17 protein-coding genes are annotated in these 18055 nt (G+C 74.9%); 2 read left to right on the forward strand and 15 right to left on the reverse strand.

What is annotated here, in order from left to right; genetic code table 11:
• The first annotated feature begins 51 nt into the window (after positions 1 to 51).
• Positions 52 to 1563: an ABC transporter permease gene (locus tag AC07D6_RS31595; RefSeq protein ID WP_479050168.1), complete on the forward strand. Its 1512-nt coding sequence runs from the start codon at positions 52 to 54 to the stop codon at positions 1561 to 1563.
• Here AC07D6_RS31595 and AC07D6_RS31600 read toward each other — a convergent pair.
• The 15 genes from AC07D6_RS31600 to AC07D6_RS31670 form a co-directional block, all read right to left on the reverse strand.
• Positions 1553 to 2758, reverse strand: coding sequence for a cytochrome P450 (locus AC07D6_RS31600; RefSeq protein ID WP_315877611.1), 1206 nt, complete (start codon positions 2756 to 2758; stop codon positions 1553 to 1555). The two genes, AC07D6_RS31595 and AC07D6_RS31600, sit on opposite strands and share 11 nt — an antisense overlap.
• 261 nt (positions 2759 to 3019) lie before the next feature.
• The gene (locus AC07D6_RS31605) at positions 3020 to 3679 is read right to left on the reverse strand and encodes a response regulator transcription factor (protein WP_315877612.1); all 660 of its coding nucleotides are present in this window, start codon (positions 3677 to 3679) and stop codon (positions 3020 to 3022) included.
• The gene (locus tag AC07D6_RS31610; RefSeq protein WP_479050132.1) at positions 3676 to 4974 is read right to left on the reverse strand and encodes a sensor histidine kinase; all 1299 of its coding nucleotides are present in this window, start codon (positions 4972 to 4974) and stop codon (positions 3676 to 3678) included. Before AC07D6_RS31610 ends, AC07D6_RS31605 begins: the two co-directional genes overlap by 4 nt.
• 83 nt (positions 4975 to 5057) lie before the next feature.
• Positions 5058 to 5885 (reverse strand): NmrA family NAD(P)-binding protein, encoded by an 828-nt coding sequence (locus AC07D6_RS31615; RefSeq protein WP_315877614.1) that lies wholly within the window; start codon positions 5883 to 5885, stop codon positions 5058 to 5060.
• 354 nt (positions 5886 to 6239) lie between these two features.
• Entirely contained in the window at positions 6240 to 7109 is an 870-nt protein-coding gene (locus tag AC07D6_RS31620) for an alpha/beta hydrolase family protein (RefSeq protein ID WP_479050134.1), read from the reverse strand.
• A 94-nt stretch (positions 7110 to 7203) separates the two neighbouring features.
• Positions 7204 to 8583, reverse strand: coding sequence for a kynureninase (gene kynU, locus AC07D6_RS31625; protein ID WP_479050136.1), 1380 nt, complete (start codon positions 8581 to 8583; stop codon positions 7204 to 7206).
• Positions 8576 to 9430: a tryptophan 2,3-dioxygenase gene (locus AC07D6_RS31630; protein WP_479050138.1), complete on the reverse strand. Its 855-nt coding sequence runs from the start codon at positions 9428 to 9430 to the stop codon at positions 8576 to 8578. Before AC07D6_RS31630 ends, kynU begins: the two co-directional genes overlap by 8 nt.
• Before the next feature lie 469 nt (positions 9431 to 9899).
• On the reverse strand, positions 9900 to 10313 hold the full coding sequence (locus tag AC07D6_RS31635; RefSeq protein ID WP_315877618.1) for a DUF3151 domain-containing protein: 414 nt from the start codon (positions 10311 to 10313) through the stop codon (positions 9900 to 9902).
• A gap of 43 nt (positions 10314 to 10356) precedes the next feature.
• A complete protein-coding gene (locus tag AC07D6_RS31640) occupies positions 10357 to 11526 on the reverse strand; it encodes a MalY/PatB family protein (protein WP_479050141.1) in 1170 nt (389 codons plus the stop codon).
• Between the two features lie 73 nt (positions 11527 to 11599).
• Positions 11600 to 12640 carry a class II fructose-bisphosphate aldolase gene (gene fbaA, locus AC07D6_RS31645; RefSeq protein ID WP_315877730.1) on the reverse strand — a complete coding sequence of 347 codons (1041 nt, stop codon included), beginning with the start codon at positions 12638 to 12640 and terminating at the stop codon, positions 11600 to 11602.
• A gap of 177 nt (positions 12641 to 12817) precedes the next feature.
• A complete protein-coding gene (gene pyrE / locus AC07D6_RS31650; RefSeq protein ID WP_479050143.1) occupies positions 12818 to 13366 on the reverse strand; it encodes an orotate phosphoribosyltransferase in 549 nt (182 codons plus the stop codon).
• A 35-nt stretch (positions 13367 to 13401) separates the two neighbouring features.
• Positions 13402 to 14193: an aldose epimerase family protein gene (locus AC07D6_RS31655; protein WP_479050145.1), complete on the reverse strand. Its 792-nt coding sequence runs from the start codon at positions 14191 to 14193 to the stop codon at positions 13402 to 13404.
• Positions 14194 to 14204: 11 nt separating this feature from the next.
• Positions 14205 to 15203, reverse strand: coding sequence for an SRPBCC domain-containing protein (locus tag AC07D6_RS31660; RefSeq protein WP_479050147.1), 999 nt, complete (start codon positions 15201 to 15203; stop codon positions 14205 to 14207).
• Between the two features lie 63 nt (positions 15204 to 15266).
• On the reverse strand, positions 15267 to 15803 hold the full coding sequence (locus AC07D6_RS31665) for a DUF2617 family protein (RefSeq protein ID WP_479050149.1): 537 nt from the start codon (positions 15801 to 15803) through the stop codon (positions 15267 to 15269).
• Positions 15804 to 16141: 338 nt separating this feature from the next.
• The gene (locus AC07D6_RS31670; RefSeq protein ID WP_479050151.1) at positions 16142 to 16405 is read right to left on the reverse strand and encodes a hypothetical protein; all 264 of its coding nucleotides are present in this window, start codon (positions 16403 to 16405) and stop codon (positions 16142 to 16144) included.
• A gap of 435 nt (positions 16406 to 16840) precedes the next feature.
• Here AC07D6_RS31670 and AC07D6_RS31675 point away from each other — a divergent pair, with 435 nt between their 5' ends.
• Complete coding sequence (locus AC07D6_RS31675) at positions 16841 to 18022, forward strand: pyridoxal phosphate-dependent aminotransferase (protein WP_479050153.1); 1182 nt, start codon at positions 16841 to 16843, stop codon at positions 18020 to 18022.
• The last annotated feature ends 33 nt before the right edge of the window (positions 18023 to 18055 follow it).

Below are 18055 nucleotides of genomic sequence, written 5' to 3' on the forward strand. Positions count from 1 at the left end.
CTCGCCGGGACCGGGGCGCTGCTGCGGCTCGCCCTGCGCCGCGACCGGGTGATGCTGCCCGTGTGGGTGCTGGTCCTCGGCACCGTGGTCGTCAGCGGCGCCGGCTCCGTCGACGCCCTGTACGGCACCCGGGCCGAGCGTGCCGAGGTGGCCGCGTCGATGACCGCCAACAGCTCCCTGCGGTCCCTGTACGGGCCGGTGTTCGGCGACTCCACGGGCGCGCTCGTCGCCTGGCGGTTCGGGGTGTTCGCGGCGGTCCTCGCCGCCGTGATGAGCCTGGTCGTCGTCGTCCGGCACACCCGCGAGGAGGAGGAGACCGGACGCCAGGAGATGCTGTCGGCCGCCGTGGTCGGGCGGCGGGCGCCGCTGACCGCCGCGCTGCTCGCCGCGCTCGCCGGCAACACCGCCATCGCCCTGGCCGTCACCGCCGGGCTGGCCGGCCGGGGTGCGGGCAGCGCCCTCGCGCTGGGGCTCGCGATCGGCCTGACCGGCACGGTCTTCGCCACGGCGGCGGCGGTCGCCGCGCAGTTGACGGAGAGCGCCCGGTCGGCGAAGGGCCTCACGGCGGCCGTGCTGGGCGCCGCGTTCGTCCTGCGCGCGGCGGGCGACGCGGGCCGCGCCGACGGCGGGTCGGTCCTCACCTGGCTGTCGCCGATCGGCTGGGCCGAGAACGTCCGGGCGTTCGCCGGGGACCGCTGGTGGGTGCTGCCGCTGCCGGTCGCCGCCGCCCTGGTCCAGGGCCTCGCCGCGTACGCGCTGGCCGGGCGCCGCGACGTCGGGATGGGCTTCCTGCCCGCCCGGCCCGGCCCCGCCCGGGGGCGGATCGCCACGGCGGGCGGTCTGGCGTGGCGGCTCCAGCGCGGTTCCCTCGCCGGCTGGACGCTCGGGTTCCTCGTCGCCGGAGCCGTGTTCGGCGGGATGGTCGAGGGCGCCGCGGACCTGGTCGGGGAGAACGAGCGGGCGCGGGAGGTCTTCACGCGCATGGGCGGCGCGCAGGCCCTCACCGACGCCTTCGTGTCCGCGCTGGCCGGGCTGTTCGGGATGGTCGCCGCGCTGTACGCGGTCGGGTCGGTGCTGCGGCTGCACGGCGAGGAGACCTCGCAGCGCGCCGAACCGGTGCTGGCGAACGCGGTCGGGCGGCTGCGCTGGGCCGCCGGGCACCTGGTGGTCGCGTTCGCCGGGTCCGCCCTGCTCCTCTGCGCGGCCGGGCTCGGCATGCACCTCTCGTACGGGCGGGACTTCGGCGCCGTCATGGGCGCGGTGGCCGTCCAACTGCCCGCCGTGTGGCTGCTCGGCGCGCTGGCCGTACTGCTGCACGGCGCCGTCCCGAGGGCGGCGGTCGCGGCGTGGGGCGCGGCCGGGCTGTCCGTCGCGATCGGCTGGGTCGGGCCGGCGCTGGACCTGCCGCGGGCCGTCCTCGACCTGTCACCGTTCGGGCACCTGCCGAAGCTGCCCGGCGCCGCCATGGCGTGGCAGCCGGTGCTGGTCCTGCTCGCCGGGGCCGCGCTGCTGGTCGCGGCGGGGCTCGCGGGGCTGCGGCGCCGCGACCTTGTCACAGCGTGACCAGCAGCTCCTCCAGGCCCCGGATCACGTAGCCGGGCCGCCACCGCGGCTCCTCGACCGGGCGCAGCCCCGGCGCCCGGTCGAGGAGCGCGCCGAACGACGCGGCGAGCTCCAGCCGGGCCAGTGGCGCGCCCAGGCAGTAGTGGACGCCCGCGCCGAAGCTGACGTGCGGGTTGTCGGCGCGCGCCAGGTCCAGGCGGTCCGGGTCGTCGAACCGCGCCGGGTCCCGGTTCGCGGAGCCGAACAGCAGCGCCACCTCGGAGCCGCGCGGTACGACCACCCCGCCGATCTCGATGTCGTCGAGCACCCAGCGCTCGAACATCTGCAACGGCGTGTCGTAGCGCAGCAGCTCCTCCACGGCCGTGGACAGCGGCACCTCACCGGCGCGCAGCTCCGCGAGCCGCTCGGGGTGCCGGAACAGGGTCCACCAGCCGTTGACGGTCGAGTTGACCGTCGCCTCGTGGCCCGCGTTGAGCAGCAGCACGCACGTCGACACCATCTCCTGCCCGGTCAGCCGGTCGCCCTCGTCGTGCGCGGCGATCAGCGCGGACACCAGGTCGTCGCCGGGCTCCTTCCGCCGCCGGGCGATCAACTCGCGCAGGTACGCGGAGAACTCCGTGGACGCGACCACCGCGCGACGGGCGGTCTCCTCGTCCGGGTTCAGCTCGAACATCCCGCAGATCGCCGCCGACCAGGGGCGCAGGAGGGGCCGGTCGGCCGCCGGGATGCCGAGCACCTCCGCGATCACCGCGACCGGCAGGGGCTCCGCCACCCGGGTGAGGAGGTCGCCGCCGCCGTCCGCGACGAGGCCGTCCACGAGCTCGGCGGCGAGGCGGCGCACGACCGGCTCCAGCCGCTCGACCGTGCGGGGCGTGAACGCCTTCGCCACCAGGCGGCGGATCCGCGTGTGGTCCGGTCCCTCCAGGTCGAGCAGGCCGTGCCCGTTGAGCGTGGTGAACGGCTCGTGCGCGGCGGGCGGCGGGGTGCGGCCGAACTCCTCGTGCGTGAAGCGGTGGAGGTACGTGCGGCCCAGGCGCCGGTCGCGCAGGAGGGCGGAGACGTCGGCGTGGTGCGGGACGAGGTACTGGCGGGTGGGCGCGAACCAGTGCGCCCTGCCACCGGCGCGGAGCGCCGCGTACGCCGGGTAGGGGTCGGCGACGAACCCGGGCGACCAGGGGTCGAAGGGCAACTCCATGCGGGGACGCTACACCCGCCGGCCCGCCACGGGCAGCCGCCGACGCGGGCATCGCGGCGCGGCGCGGGAGCCCGGACGGGCGGACCGGCGGCACGGGCACAGGGGCGCGGGCACGAGAGCACGAACCAGCGGACCGGACACAAGGGCGCGGGCACGAGAGCACGGACCAGCAGGACCGGACACGGGGGCGCGGGTCGGCAGACCGGCAAACCGGGCACAGGGGCGCGGACCGGCGAACCGGTGGCGGACCGGGTGCGGGGGTCAGCGCGGGGTCACGAGGCGGGCCTCGTAGGCGAAGACCGCGGCCTGGGTGCGGTCCCGCAGACCCAGCTTCACCAGGATCCTGCTCACGTGCGTCTTGATCGTGGACTCCGCCACCACCAGGTGCGCCGCGATCTCCGCGTTCGACAGGCCCTGCGCGATCAGCACCAGCACCTCCGTCTCCCGCTCCGTCAGGTCGCCGACCCGGGACAGCGCCGCTGCCCGCGGCGACTCCACGCGCTGGGCGAACTCGGTGATCAGCCGCTTCGTCACCGACGGCGCCAGCAGCGCCTCCCCGGCCGCCACCACCCGCACCCCGTCCGCCAGTTGTCGCGCCGACGCGTCCTTCAGCAGGAACCCGGACGCCCCGGCGCGCAGCGCCTGGTACACGTACTCGTCCAGGTCGAAGGTGGTCAGCACCAGCACCTTCGCGTCGCCGTCCGCCGCGACGATCTCCCGGGTCGCGTCGATGCCGTTCATCTCCGGCATGCGGATGTCCATCAGCACCACGTCCGGCCGCAGCGCCGCGACCTGCGCGACCGCCTCGCGCCCGTTGACCGCCTCGCCGACGACCTCGATGCCCGGCATCGCGTTCAGCAGGACGGAGAAGCCCTCCCGCACCATCACCTGGTCGTCCACGACCAGCACCCTGATCGTCACGCCGCCGCCCCGTCCCTCGCCACGGGGACGAACGCCGCCACCTCGTACCCGCCGTCCTCCGTCGCGCCCGCCGTCAGCTCCCCGTCCAGCATCGCGATCCGCTCCCGCATGCCGGTGATGCCGTGCCCGGCGCCCGGCGACGGCTTGCCGAGGCCGCGCGGCGGGCCGTTCACGACGCGCAGCCCGAGTCCGCCCAGGACGTAACTGACCTCCACGCGGGCCGCCGCGCCCGGCGCGTGCCGCAGCACGTTCGACAGCGCCTCCTGCACGATGCGGTACGCGGACAGCTCCACACCCGGCGGCAGCTCCCGCACCGCGCCCGTCACCGTCTTGTCGACGGCCAGCCCGGCGTCGCGGACGTTGGCGAGCAGCCCGTCCAGGTCGGCGAGGGTCGGCTGCGGGGCGTCGGGCGCCTCGTAGTCCTCCGCGCGGACGACGCCGAGGACCCGCCGCAGCTCGGTCAGCGCGGCCACCGCGTTCTCCCGGATCGTCACGAACGCCTGCTCCAGCTCGGGCGGCGGGTTCTCCACCCGGTACGGGGCGGCCTCCGCCTGGATGGCGACGACCGACATGTGGTGGGCGACCACGTCGTGCAGCTCCCGCGCGATCGTGGTGCGCTCCTCCAGCAGGGTGCGCATCGAGCGCTCCTGCGCGGTGGCGGTCCGCTGCGCCGTGACCTCCTCCCGCGCCGCGCGCCGCACCTGCCACACGGTGACGACGAGCAGGGTGAACGCGGCGGTGAACAGCACGTTCGCCGTCCCGACGCCGCCGTAGCCGCCGCCGAGCACGGCCTCGACGAACAGGCCGTACACGCCGGTGACCGCCCACATCCACGCCGCCGCACGGGGCCGGGTCCGGGCCGCGACGACCGTCATGACGACGACGTGCGAGAAGAACACGGTGGGCGGCCACGCCCCGTCGCCCCCGACGACGACCGCGTACGCCGACGCGGTCAGCAGCGACGCCCAGAAGGCGGCGACGGGCCGGACCAGCGTCAGGAGCACGGCCGCCGCCGGAACGAGCGCGACGGGGAAGAACCCCGTGGTGTCGTACCCCACGGAGAAGGCCATCAGGGCGGCCGCGGCGACCAGGGCGTGCGGGGCCCACACCGCGTACCGGCGTATCCGACCCGGCAGCCGCCGGGTGACGGGGCCGTCCACGGCCATGGGAGGGAGCGGCCGGTAGGCGAGGGCGTCCTGCAGGAGGTCCTCCCGCAGGCCCCGGAGCAACTCCGCGGCGTGGTGGAACTCGGGGCTGCGGCCGCCCGGGGCGGTGCGCTGCGTCGTCTCGGTCACGACAGCCACCGTACGGGGGCGGCCTCGGCGCCGGCGTCGGACTGGAGAGGGTTCCGCGGGGTCCCTCCTGAGTACTACGGGGTCTAGGGCAGGAACGCCGCCGCGTGCTCCCGCGCCCACGCGGCGAACGTCCGCGCCGGGCGGCCCGTGACCCGTTCCACCGTGTCGACGACGGTGCGGCCCTCCACCGGGGTGTTCCCGTACACGTCCAGCAAGAAGTCGATCAGCTCCGGCGGGCGGCCCTCCGCGCGCCAGCGCGCCACCGCCTCGTCGGGGCTCAGCTCCACCAGCCGCACCTCCCGGCCCCGGGCCGCGGCTATCGCGTCGACCTTGTCCCGGAGGGTGAGGACCTGCGGGCCGGTGATCAGGTACTCCTGTCCGGCGTGCCCGTCCTCGGTGAGCGCGGCGGCGACGACCGCACCGATGTCGGCCTCGTGGACCATGGCGCTGAGCCGGTCGACGAAGGGCTCGTGGACCTCGTCCTCCGTGCGGACGGAGTCGGCCCACTCCAGCGCGTTCGCCATGAACTCGACGGGCATGGCCACCGTCCAGGCGAGCCCGCTCGCGCGGACCGCGTCCTCCACGGGCGTGGGCCCGCCGCCGTGGAGGACGACCAGGCGCCGCACCCCGGCGGCGCGGGCCTGCTCGACGAGGGCGCGGCCGGTCTCCAGCGGGGTGTAGCCGGAGCCGTCGAAGGTGATCAGGTGCAGTCCGGTGACGCCGTCGAGGGCGCCGGACGCGGCGAGGGAGCCGGGGTCGGTGAGGTCGCCGCGCACGACCTCGACCCCGGCGGGGAGGTCCGCGGACGCGGGGTCGCGGGTGAGTGCGCGGACGGGCGCGCCGCGGCGGAGCAGTTCGGCGGTGACGTGGCGGCCGACGGTTCCGGTGGCCCCGGTTACGAGATACGTCATGGGGAGCACGTTAGGGAGCGTCGCGGTCAGCTTCGGTCCGCGAGCCGGCGCCACGACACCACGGCACCCCGGGGTGCGGTCACCCGGAGAACGGCCGCCTGGGCACGGACACCGGACACGGCCCACGGGGCACGGCCGCCGGAAGCGATCCCGGGTACGGCCGCCCGGACGCGAGCCCGGAAACGGCCACCGGGGAGACGGCCACCGGGGGCACGGCCGCCTGGACGCGGACACCGGGCGCGGTCCACGGGGCACGGCCGCCGGAAGCGGCCTCCGGGCATGCCCGCCTGGAGGCGGACACCGGGCGCGGCCCCCCGGGCACGGACACCCGGGCACGGACACCCGGGCGCGGCGTCACCAGGCGAGTTGGGCGATCTCCTCCGCGACCACCGCGCACGCGTCCGCCGCCGGGTCGATCAGCGGGAAGTGCCCCACGCCGTCCAGCACGGTCAGCCCGACCATCTCGCCCGCCCGCGCTGCCGCCTCGACGTACGCCTCGGCGACCGGCGGCGGGACGACGGTGTCCTCGCGGCCCTGCACGACGGTGGTGGCGATGCCCGTGGGCAGCAGCAGGGCGGGGTCCGCCGACGCGGACCGCTCCTTGAAGGCGCCCTCGCCGCCGAGGAGCTGCGTCACGGCACCGTCGCACACGCCCAGCTCCACGGCCCGCTCGAAGTGCGCGATCGGCGCGAGCGCGACGACGCCGCGCAGCTCGGACGGCTCCGGCAGCCGCCACGGCGACCCGGCGGGCAGGACGTGCCGGGCGGCGGCCCACAGCGCGAGGTGGCCCCCGGCGGAGTGGCCGGTGACGACGGTACGGCGCGGATCGGCCTGCGGCAGGTGCGCGGCGGCCAGCGCGGGCAGCGCGTCCAGCGCCGCCGCCACGTCGTCGAAGGTCTCGGGCCACCGCCCCGCCACCGGGCCGGTGCCCCGGGGCGCGGGGAGGCCGGTGCCGCGCCGGTACTCGACGCTGGCGACGGCGAAGCCGTGGCGGGCGAGGTAGTCCGCGAAGGGGGAGACGTGCCGCCGGTCGTACGGCGCCCGCCAGGCGCCGCCGTGCAGGACGACGACGAGCGGCACCCGGTCGTGCCGGTCCCGGGGCGCGTAGAAGTCCACGACCTGGTCGGGGTGTGTGCCGTACGGGGCGGTGGAGTCGGGTGCGACGGCCGGGTGGGACAGGGCCGACGCCTCCTCGGCGGCGTCGCGAGCGGCGGGGTCGGGCATGCTGCTCAACCTTTCGGTGACGGGGCCGAATTGGCCTGACCTGCGGGGACCGTATCAGGACTGACGCCCCCGCAGGCCGGCTCGTACGGCGGCGCTACCGCTCCACGCCCGCCTCCGCGTCCGCCTCCGCGCACACCTCCGCGAGCACGCGGGCCGCGCGCTCGGCGTCGGCGAACCCGACGTACAGCGGGGTGAAGCCGAAACGCAGCACGTCAGGGCGGCGCAGGTCGCCGACGACACCGCGTTCGATCAGCCGCGCCATCACCGCGGGCGCGTCGGCGCAGGACAGCGCGACCTGGCTGCCGCGCTCCGCGTGGGCGGTCGGGGTGAGGGAGGTGAGCCGCCCCTCGGGGACGTACGCGCGGACGCACTCCAGGAAGAAGTCCGTCAGCGCGAGGCTCTTGGCCCGCACCTCGTGCACCGACACCCCGTCCCACACGTCGAGGGCCGCCTCCAGCGCCAGCATCGACAGGATGTCGGGCGTACCGACCCGGCCGCGCCGCGCGCCGTCCACCGCCGCGTAGCCGGGGGCCATCGCGAACGGGTCCGCGTGCGAGTTCCAGCCGGGCAGCGGGGAGTCGAAGCGCGCCTGGTGGCGCTCCGCGACGTACAGGTACGCGGGGGCGCCGGGCCCGCCGTTGAGGTACTTGTACGTGCAGCCGACGGCCAGGTCGACGCCGTTCGCGTCCAGGTCGACGGGGAGGGCGCCCGCGCTGTGGCACAGGTCCCACACCGCGAGGGCACCCGCGTCCCGCACGGCGGCGGTGATGCCGGGCAGGTCGTGGAGGCGGCCGGTGCGGTAGTCGACGTGGTTGACGAGCGCGGCGGCCGTGCGCGGGCCGACCGCGGCCGGGACGTCGCCCGGCGCGACGGGCACCAGGCGGCGGCCGGTCATCCGGGCGGCGGACTCGGCGATGTACCCGTCCGTGGGGAACGTCGTCGCGTCCACGACGATCTCGTCCCGGCCGTCGTCACCGGCCAGGCGCACGGCGCCGACCAGCGCCTTGAAGACGTTCACGCTGGTCGAGTCGCCGACGACGACCTGGCCGGGCGCGGCGCCGACGAGCGGGGCGACGCGGTCGCCGATCCGCTCGGGCGCGGTCCACCAGCCGCTCTCGTCCCAGGAGCGGATGCGCATCCGCCCCCACTCGTGGGAGACGACGTGCGCCATCCGGGCCGGTACGTGGCGGGGCAGCGCGCCGAGCGAGTTGCCGTCGAGGTAGACCACGCCGTCGTCGAGCGCGAACAGGTCTCGCCGTTTCACCAGCGGGTCGGCGGCGTCCAGCGCGGCGGCCCGCGCGGCCAGGGATTCCGCGCCCGGGGACTCCGGGGCCGGAGTCTCCACGGCTGGGGCCTCCGCGGCCGGGACCGGGACGCTCCGGGCCGTACCGGTCTCCTGCGTGCGCTCGGTGCTCCGGGCGCCCCGGCCGCTTCCGATGTCCCGGCCGCCGGTGTTCTGGAGGACGTCAGACATGGCTGCGCGCCGTCCACAGCTCGGGGAACACGTTCTTGCGGGCCCGCTTCTCCAGCCAGGCGACCCCGGCGGAGCCGCCCGTACCGGTCTTGGAGCCCATCGCCCGGCGGGTGGCGACCAGGTGGTCGTTGCGCCAGCGCCACACGAGTTCGGCCACGTCGGTGAGGGCCTCGCCCAGCTCGACCAGGTCGCCGTGCCGGTCGGGGGCCGCGTACAGCTCGGCCCAGACCTCCTCGACCCGCGGCGACGGCTCGTACCGCTGCGTCAGGTCCCGCTCCAGGACCTCCGCCGGCACGGGCAGCCCGCGCCGGGACAACAGCCGCAGCACCTCGTCGTACAGGCTGGGCTCCGCGAGCGCCTTCTCCAGCTCGGCGTGGACGCGGGGCGCGCCGCGGTGCGGCACCAGCATGGACGCGGACTTGTCGCCGAGCAGGAACTCCATGCGGCGGTACATCGCCGACTGGAAGCCGGAGCCCTCGCCGAGCGCGGCGCGGTACGCGTTGAACTGCGCCGGCGTGAGGCGGGCGATCGGGCTCCAGGAGGCGTTCAGCGCCTCCAGCTCGTACACCGAGCGGCGCAGGGCGGCCATCGCGTCGGGGACCCGGTCCGCGCGCAGCGCGCGGCTCGCGGTCTCCCACTCGTGGACGATGACGGTGAACCACAGCTCCATCACCTGGGTGGTCACCAGGAAGACCATCTCTCCGGGGTCGTCGGAGCGCGGGTGCTGGAGGTGGGTGAGGACGTCCGCCTGGACGTAGTCCTCGTAGGGCGTGGTGCCCGCGAAGTCCAGGTTCGGCATGTCCGAACCCGTCTCGGAGGCGGCAGGGGTGGTAGGCGAAGTAGACATCGCTGTCTCCGTCAATGCGTGCTACCGGGTAGCGGTCCGCTCCTTCCGCAGCGTGGTGGAGCCCCGGTCCCCTCGGGACCGGGCGCGATCAGCGCCGCCGGTCCCGATCGCATCATGACACGATCGGCCCCGCGATGTAACGGCCTTCCTCGCCGTACGGCCGGGCACCGGGGGCGGGCCGCGCCGGCCCCCGGCCCGTCGCGGCCTTCGGGTCCGCAACGCCCGCAGCCACCCGCTCCGGCCGGGCCCTCGACGTCCGAAGCCCGCCCGTCCCGGTGGTGAACGCGGCGCCCGGAGCCCGCCCCTCCCAGTGGGAACGCGATGCCCGGAGCCCGCCCGTCCCGGCCGGAAACGCGACGCCCGAAGCACCCTCCCCGGCCGGGCTCGCCACCGGCCCGGGCTCGCCACCGGCCCGGACGCGCGGACGGCCCGGACGCGCGGACGGCGCCCGGGCCGGCGGCGGAGGGGGTCAGCCGAGGGTGTCGGCGGCCAGCGGGGAGGAGTCGCGCAGGAACGTCGAGCAGCGCTCGTACTCCTCCTGCTCGCCGATCTCCCGCGCCGCCCGCGCCAGGGCGTGCAGGGAGCGCAGGAAGCCCCGGTTCGGCTCGTGCTCCCACGGCACGGGGCCGTGGCCCTTCCAGCCGTTGCGGCGCAGCGCGTCCAGGCCCCGGTGGTAGCCGGTGCGGGCGTACGCGTACGACTCGACGACGCGGCCGCCCTCGTACGCCACGTCGGCGAGCCGCGCCCAGGCGAGCGAGGACGTCGGGTACTTCGCGGCGACCTCCTCGGGCGCGGCGCCGGACTCCAGCAGCTCCCGCGGCTCGGGCTCGTCGGGCAGGTGGGTGGGGGGCGGTCCCCCCAGCAGGTTCTCGTGAATGGCCATGGCCCCAGTCTCCTACGGCCGGCGGGTCGGACCGCCCCTCGGGTCAGGCCGCCCCGCGGGTCAGGGTGCGGACCACCGCGTCGATCCCGTGCTCGGCCTTGCTCCGCGGGCAGCCCAGGTTGATCCGCACGAAGCCCTTCGCGCCGTACGCCGCGCCCGGCCGTACGGCGACCTTCTCGCGCGCGACGAGCTCGTCGTTCAGCGCCTCGCCGTCCACGCCCAGCGGGCGCAGGTCCAGCCACGCCAGGTACCCGGCCTGCGGCGGCGCGTACAGGGAGCGGCCCGGGAAGGCGGCCTCCAGCCGGTCGGCGAGCAGCCGCAGGTTGCCCAGGACGTACGGGCGCAACCGGTCCAGCCAGGCCGCGCCGTGCCGGTACGCGGCGGTGTGTGCGACCAGGGAGAGGGCCGACGGCGAGTTGAGGCCCTCGCCGCGCTCCACCCGGCGGACGAACTCGGCGTGGTCGTCCGGGTTCCCGAGCACCCCGTAGGAGCCGTTCAGCGCGGGGAAGTTGAACGCCTTCGACCCGGACGTGATCACCGCCCAGCGCCCGTCCTCCGGCGCCACGGACATCCACGGCACGTGCCGGTGCCCCGCGTGGGCCAGGTCCGCGTGGATCTCGTCGCTGACGACGGCCGCGCCGTGCTCCTCGGCCAGCGCCGCGAACCCCCTCAGCTCCGCCTCGGTCCACACCCGGCCCGTCGGATTGTGCGGCGAGCACAGCAGCAGCACCCGGCTGTCGGGGCGGGCCAGCTCCCGCTCCAGGGCCGCGGTGTCCCCGACCGGGACGCCCCGCGGCTGCCGCCCGAGCCCGTCGAGCGTCTTGAGGAACCCGTCGTACGTCGGGGTGTGCACCACCACGCCGTCGCCGGGCTCCGTCCACATCCGCAGCAGTTGCGCCAACTGGTTCAGCACGGACGGCCCGAAGACCAGCGCCTCCGGATCGAGCTCCACGCCGTGACGGTGCGCGTACCAGTCCCGTACGGCCTCCGGGAAGCCGGTGTGCCGCCAGTCCGTGTAGCCGAACACCCCCCGCTCGACGCGCCGCCGGACCGCCTCCAGCACCTCGGGCGCGAGGCGGAAGTCCATGTCGGAGACGGTGAACGGCACCAGGTCCGGCTCCCCGTACAGCTCGGGCAGCACGTCCCACTGGAACGAGCCGGTGCCGCGTATCCCGACCACCGTGTCGAAGTCGTACGTCCTGTCGTGCGCCATGGGCCCCTCCTACGGAACGGGCCCGGCACCGCGCTGTGCGATGCCGGGCCCGGCCTGGTGTCGTGGTGACGCCTTACTTCAGCTTCGTACCCGCCGAACGCAGCGACTGGCACGCCTCGACGATGCGCCGGGCCATGCCCGCCTCGGCCAGCTTGCCCCAGGTGCGCGGGTCGTACGTCTTCTTCGAGCCGACCTCGCCGTCGACCTTCAGGACGCCGTCGTAGTTCTTGAACATGTGGTCCGCGACCGGACGGGTGAAGGCGTACTGCGTGTCGGTGTCGAGGTTCATCTTGACGACGCCGTTCTCCAGCGCGGTGGCGATCTCCTCCTGCGTGGAGCCGGAGCCGCCGTGGAAGACGAAGTCGAACGGGTCGGCCTTGCCGAAGCGCTCGGCGACACCCTGCTGGAGGTCCTTGAGCAGCTCGGGGCGGAGCACGACGTTGCCCGGCTTGTACACGCCGTGGACGTTGCCGAAGGACGCGGCCAGCAGGTAGCGGCCCTTCTCGCCCAGGCCGAGCGCCTCGGCCGTGCGGATCGCGTCGTCGACGGTCGTGTACAGCTCGTCGTTGATCTCGTGGGTGACGCCGTCCTCCTCGCCGCCGGTCGGGGTGATCTCGACCTCAAGGATGATCTTGGCGGCGGCGGCCTGCGCGAGCAGCTCCTGGCCGATGGCCAGGTTGTCCGCGAGGGTCTCGGCGGAGCCGTCCCACATGTGGGACTGGAACAGCGGGTTCTCACCCTTGGCGACGCGCTCGGCGGAGACCGCCAGCAGCGGGCGGACGTAGCCGTCCAGCTTGTCCTTCGGGCAGTGGTCGGTGTGGAGCGCGACCGTGATGTCGTACTTCGCGGCGACGATGTGCGCGAACTCGGCCAGGGCGACCGCGCCGGTCACCATGTCCTTGTTGTGCTGTCCACCCAGGAACTCCGCGCCACCGGTCGAGATCTGGATGATGCCGTCGCTCTCGGCCTCGGCGAAGCCGCGCAGGGCGGCGTGCAGGGTCTGCGACGACGTCACGTTGATGGCCGGGTAGGCGAACTTGCCTGCCTTCGCCCGGTCGAGCATCTCGTTGTAGACCTCGGGGGTTGCGATGGGCATCTGTCCGCTCCTTGTGATCTGCGGTTGCGTGCGTTGCTGATCCCTGACCTGGGGGCGACGTCATCGTCGCACCTATCTTTCCAGACGGGCTCCGAGGCTCCACCCCCTGGACTCACCGGGCACGCGAGAGGCGTGCACCGTTTCACGTGAAACAGCGCACGCCCCAATGAAGCCGCAGGTCAGCCGAGGGACCGGTCAGGCGAGACCCAGCTCGTCCAGCGCGTACGCGTAGCGGTACGGCACGCCGGCCGTCTCGCTGATCTTCTCGGCGGCCCCGGTCGCGCGGTCCACGATCGTGGCGACCGCGACGACCTCGGCACCCGCCTCGCGGACCGCCTCGACAGCCGTCAGCGGGGAGCCGCCGGTGGTGGAGGTGTCCTCCACCACCAGGACGCGGCGGCCCTTGATGTCCGGGCCCTCGACGCGGCGCTGCATGCCGTGCGCCTTGGCGGCCTTGCGGACGACGAACGCGTCCAGCGTGCGGCCGCGCGCGGCGGCGGCGTGCAGCATCGACGTGGCGACCGGGTCGGCGCCCAGGGTCAGGCCGCCTACCGCGTCGTAGTCGAGGTCGGCGGTCAGATCGAGCATGACCTGACCGACGAGCGGCGCGGCGGCGCCGTCCAGCGTGATCCGGCGGAGGTCGACGTAGTAGTCGGCCTCCAGACCCGAGGAGAGGGTCACCCTGCCGTGCACCACGGCCTTGTCCTTGATCTGCTGGAGCAGATCCGCTCGTACGTCAGTCATGCCCCGAGCTTAAGCCGCGCCGGCCGGGCCCCGCGTCAGAGGCGGCGCCACGTCCAGGTCGACTCGATCTCCAGCGGCTCGATGGGCGTGACGAGCCGCGGCGCGGTGTTCAGCCCGTTCGGCGGGCCCGACTGCGGCTCCACGCACACGGCGGGCTCCTGCTCGTCGTACACGACGACCCACGGGGTGCGGCTGGTGACCTTCAGCTCCAGCCGCTCCGGCCAGGTGAGGGTGACGTCCACCCCGTCCGGCATGCCGAAGCAGTCGTCCCACGGACCGGGCCGGGGCTCGATGCGGCGGCCGGTGGGAAGGTGGTCGTCGCCGCGCTCCTCCTGCCACTCGGGCGTGAAGTCGATCTCGACCGCGCTGCCGTCGAGGACGCGGTTGAACCACGGGTGCCACCCGGCCTGTGCCGGGAACGAGTCGCCGTACGTCTCGACCCCCAGCCGCAGGGTGAGCGAGGTGTCGGTCAGCTCGAAGACCTGGGTGACCCGGCCGGAGTACGGCCACGGGTCGACCAGGTCGTAGGTGAACACCGCCTCCGCCTTGTCGGCGCGGGCCGTGTGCCAGGCGGTGTCGCGGCCGGTGCCGTGGATGGCGTGCGGCGGGGCGTTGAGCGGCAACTGGTGCCGCGTCGCGCCGTTCAGGAACCGCCCCCGATCGGTCCGCCCGCACCAGGGGACCATCGGGAAGCAGCCGTACCGCTCCCCCTGGCGCAGCAGTTCGGCGCCGCCGATCCGCAGGCTCGCGATGCGGCAGCCGTTCTCCGGCGTGATGGTCAACTCGACGTGTCCGGCGGCCAGCCGGACCTCTTCGCTCATGCTCACACCGCCTGACCTTACGCGCGCCGGTGCTGCTTCCGGTGGCGCAGCGCACGGCTGACGACGACCGCCGAGACGAGCAGGAGGGCGGCGGCGGGGACGAGCCAGCGCAGCACGCCGGTCCCGGGGCCCGTGTCGGGGCCGGGCACGGGCGCGTACCGGCCGCGCGGCGGGGCGTGGTCGACTTCCTCGGCGCTGCGTCCGATCATCGTCCGCCGGGCGTGCGCGGCCTCGACGGGCGGCTCGGCCTCGTCGACCGGGAAGTCGTCCACGGCGAACGGGTCCAGCGAGGACGGCGGCACGGGCGCGTCGAACACACCGGGCCGCCGCCCACCCCCGATGGCACCGTCGTCGACCCCGTCGTCGTCCACGTCGTCGACGTCGTCCAGGTCGTCAATGCCCGCGTCGTCGACGTCGTCGAAGTCCGCGTCGTCCGCGTCATCGATGTCCGCGCCGTCGACGGCAGCGGGGTCTGCGACGGCGGCGGGGTCCGCGCCGTCGGCGGGGTCCGCGCCGTCGGCGGCGGTCGCCCCGGTCCCGGCGGCGGCCGTCTCACCGGAAGTGTTCGCGCCGTCGCCCGGCGCCTGGTCCGCCTCCTCCGCGAGGGCTTCGCCGAAGCGGTCCAGGAGACGGCGCGCCGTCGTCGTGAGCGTGTCGGCGGGGAGGTCCGCCAGACGGCCCTCCGCGCTCGCCGTCCCGGTGAACGCCAGGCCGGTGCCGCCCTCGGCGGGGGAGAGCCGGACGGTGAGCGCGACCTTCACACCGCCGCCCCCGCGCGCCTCCGCGCCCTCGCCCGCCACGTCGTACCCGGCGTCGTTCCGCGCGGCGAGGCGCAGCGCGCCCCGGTAGGTGATGGTCTGCCCGCCGGTGCGCACCTTGAGGCGGCCCGCCAGCGGACCCGCCGACGCGTCCGCGTCCTGCTGGAACCCCGGGACGCAGCGGGCGACGCGTGCGGGGTCCGCCAGGACGGCCCGGAGGGACCGCGCGGGGACCGGAACGAACACCTCATGCTCCATGACAGTCGAGCCTACCCACGCCGGGCCGCCGCGTACCCCTGCCGCGCACGGCCCGTCGCGAAGTCAGCCGCACGGGTACGGCCGCCGCCGGCCCCTCGGAGCGAGACCGACGCTGGTCCGGGTCACCACGAGCTGCCCCTCCTGCGGGTACGCGTGCCAGGTGTACCACCCCACCCGGCCCTCGTGCCGCCGCGCCAACATGGCCGTGAACGCGTGCGGCGAGCCCGGGAACGTACCGGCCAGGCCGTGCGGGTGGTCCGCGACGAGCGCCAGCAGCTCCTGCGCGCGGCCCGCGAACGAACCCTGCGACAGCTTCTCCACGCGCGCCGCGAACTCGTACTCCCAGACGCCGATCCGCTTCGCCACGCCCAGGGGCAGCGGTGTGCTGCTGCCGGGCATGCAGGCGACCGTCTCCGAGCAGGTGGCGTCCCCCTCCTCCAGGAGCACCTGGTGGGACGCCCCGAGGAGCCTCATCTGGAGCCTGGCGCCGGACAGCTCCAGGTCGAGGACGGCGAGGGCGGGCAGCGCCTCCTTCCCCAGCGTCCAGGCCAGATCGGCCGCACGCGTGTCGGTGTACGCAGTCTGAAGGGTGGTGAGCATGAGTCAGCTCCGCAAGCACGGTGACGTGACGGTGGACCGAGGGGGGTGGCGTCGTCCCGAAGACGTTCCGGGGAACTTGAGGTACCGGCTCGGATTCGCACGGGAACCGAAGGCTCGATGTACTCGTCAACGAGCGAAGCATGAACCGTCGGATGCTTACAGCGTCTTTACCCAACTCGGTTGCGAATACATCCCCTCGGGGGCCTGGGGGTTCAACTGTTCAACGCACAGCGCGCGATGAGGCGCACATGCGTGAACGAGGGCGCACCCAGCGGGAGTTCACTCCCGCTGGGCGTCCCGCCGCGGTCGGCGCGGACGTGCGGACCGGCTGCCCCGTGTCAGCCGCCTCCGCCCCCGCACCCGCCGCCGCCCCCGCCTCCCCCGTCGCAGGAGCCTCCTCCCCCGCCGCTCCCGCTGTCGCAGGACGACTCGACTCCCCCACCGCCACCGCCGGAGTCGGCCCACAGGGCCGCCCCGCCGACGCCGCCGGTCGCACCGCCCCCGCCGCCACCGCGGCCCCGCGAGGAGCGGCCTCCCATGAGGACCGCGAACCCCACCAGGAGCATCAGCACCGCTCCGCACACCACGATCGCTCCGGTCATGTCGACTACCTCCTTCCCCCTAGGAGCCCCCGCCGCAACCACCACCGCCGCCCCCGCACGAAGAGGACGAGCTCCCGCACGAGGACGACGAGCTCCCGCACGACGAGCCGCCCCCGTCCCACCAGGCGCTGCTCCCGCTCCCGCCGCTGTCGTGCGACGAGGCGTGCCGCCGTCGCCGGCGTCCGCGCCGCCCACCGCGCGACCCCGCGTACGCGAGGGTGACAGTGACCCCCAAGAACACCAAGAACACCAAGAACCCCATCAGCACCACCGCGCCGATGAACAGCACACCGAATTCCATCCCGTGTCCCTCCCCCGTGTGATGTGTGCCTGGGAGATGCCCACCCCCGGGACGCGCCCAATCCGCACTTGAGGAACTCCAGAGGTTTCACCCGCCCGCGCGCGCCCTTGAGGCGGCCTCCGCTTCCCCGCAGGATGGCGCCCATGACCAGAGCACCGCTCAACCGCCGCCTCGCCGGGTTCGGTACGACGATCTTCGCCGAGATGTCCGCCCTCGCGACCGCCACCGGCTCCATCAACCTCGGGCAGGGCTTCCCCGACGCCGACGGCCCCGAGGAGATCCGCGAGGCGGCCGTCCGCGCCCTGCGCGAGGGGCGCGGCAACCAGTACCCGCCCGGCCCCGGCGTCCCCGAGCTGCGCACCGCGATCGTCGACCACCAGCGGCGGTGGTACGGCCTCGCGTACGACCCCGACACCGAGGTCCTGGTCACCGCGGGCGCGACGGAGGCGATCGCCGCGGCCCTGCTGGCGCTGGTCGAACCGGGTGACGAGGTCGTCGCCCTGGAGCCGTACTACGACTCGTACGCGGCGTGCGTCGCCATGGCGGGCGGCACGCGCGTCCCCGTCACCCTGCGCCCGGACCCGGCGGGCGGCCGGTTCGTCCTCGACCTGGACGAACTGCGCGCGGCCGTCACCAGCCGCACCCGCCTCATCCTGCTCAACACCCCGCACAACCCCACCGGCACCGTCCTCACCCGCGACGAGCTGGCCGCCGTCGCCGCGCTCGCGGTCGAGCGGGACCTGCTGGTCGTCACCGACGAGGTCTACGAGCACCTGGTCTTCGACGGGGCGGAGCACGTGCCGCTCGCGACGTTCCCGGGGATGCGGGAGCGGACGGTGACCATCTCGTCCGCCGGGAAGACGTTCTCGTTCACGGGGTGGAAGGTGGGCTGGGTGACCGCGCCGCCCGCGCTGACGGCCGCCGTGCGCACCGCGAAGCAGTTCCTCACCTACGTGGCGTCGGGGCCGTTCCAGTACGCCGTCGCGGAGGCGCTGCGGCTGCCGGACTCGTACTTCGACACGCTGCGGGCGGACCTGGAGGGAAAGCGGGACGTCCTCGCGGCGGGGCTGGTGGCGGCCGGCTTCGAGGTGTACCGGCCGCGCGGCACGTACTTCGTCACCGCGGACGTCGCCGCGCTGGGCGAGAAGGACGGCGTCGCGTTCTGCCGGGCGCTGCCCGAGCGGTGCGGGGTCGTGGCCATCCCGAACGCGGTCTTCTACGACCACGTGGACGCGGGGCGGACGCTGATCCGGTTCGCGTTCTGCAAGAAGGAGGCGGTGCTGCGGGAGGCGGCGGAACGCCTCGCCCGCCTCTGACCGGGCCGACCGGGAACGGGCCGGGAACGCGGC

It is taken from the genome of Streptomyces sp. NPDC045287 (genome assembly GCF_056432325.1).

Bases quoted from the DNA above. Each gene is read 5' to 3' on its own strand.
- AC07D6_RS31595 (WP_479050168.1), top strand. From the start codon at position 52: ATGCTGCCCGTGTGGGTGCTGGTCCTCGGCACCGTGGTCGTCAGCGGC.
- AC07D6_RS31600 (WP_315877611.1), bottom strand. From the start codon at position 2,758: ATGGAGTTGCCCTTCGACCCCTGGTCGCCCGGGTTCGTCGCCGACCCC.
- AC07D6_RS31615 (WP_315877614.1), bottom strand. From the start codon at position 5,885: ATGACGTATCTCGTAACCGGGGCCACCGGAACCGTCGGCCGCCACGTC.
- AC07D6_RS31620 (WP_479050134.1), bottom strand. From the start codon at position 7,109: ATGCCCGACCCCGCCGCTCGCGACGCCGCCGAGGAGGCGTCGGCCCTG.
- kynU (WP_479050136.1), bottom strand. From the start codon at position 8,583: ATGTCTGACGTCCTCCAGAACACCGGCGGCCGGGACATCGGAAGCGGC.
- AC07D6_RS31630 (WP_479050138.1), bottom strand. From the start codon at position 9,430: ATGTCTACTTCGCCTACCACCCCTGCCGCCTCCGAGACGGGTTCGGAC.
- AC07D6_RS31635 (WP_315877618.1), bottom strand. From the start codon at position 10,313: ATGGCCATTCACGAGAACCTGCTGGGGGGACCGCCCCCCACCCACCTG.
- AC07D6_RS31640 (WP_479050141.1), bottom strand. From the start codon at position 11,526: ATGGCGCACGACAGGACGTACGACTTCGACACGGTGGTCGGGATACGC.
- pyrE (WP_479050143.1), bottom strand. From the start codon at position 13,366: ATGACTGACGTACGAGCGGATCTGCTCCAGCAGATCAAGGACAAGGCC.
- AC07D6_RS31660 (WP_479050147.1), bottom strand. From the start codon at position 15,203: ATGGAGCATGAGGTGTTCGTTCCGGTCCCCGCGCGGTCCCTCCGGGCC.
- AC07D6_RS31665 (WP_479050149.1), bottom strand. From the start codon at position 15,803: ATGCTCACCACCCTTCAGACTGCGTACACCGACACGCGTGCGGCCGAT.
- AC07D6_RS31670 (WP_479050151.1), bottom strand. From the start codon at position 16,405: ATGACCGGAGCGATCGTGGTGTGCGGAGCGGTGCTGATGCTCCTGGTG.
- AC07D6_RS31675 (WP_479050153.1), top strand. From the start codon at position 16,841: ATGGCGCCCATGACCAGAGCACCGCTCAACCGCCGCCTCGCCGGGTTC.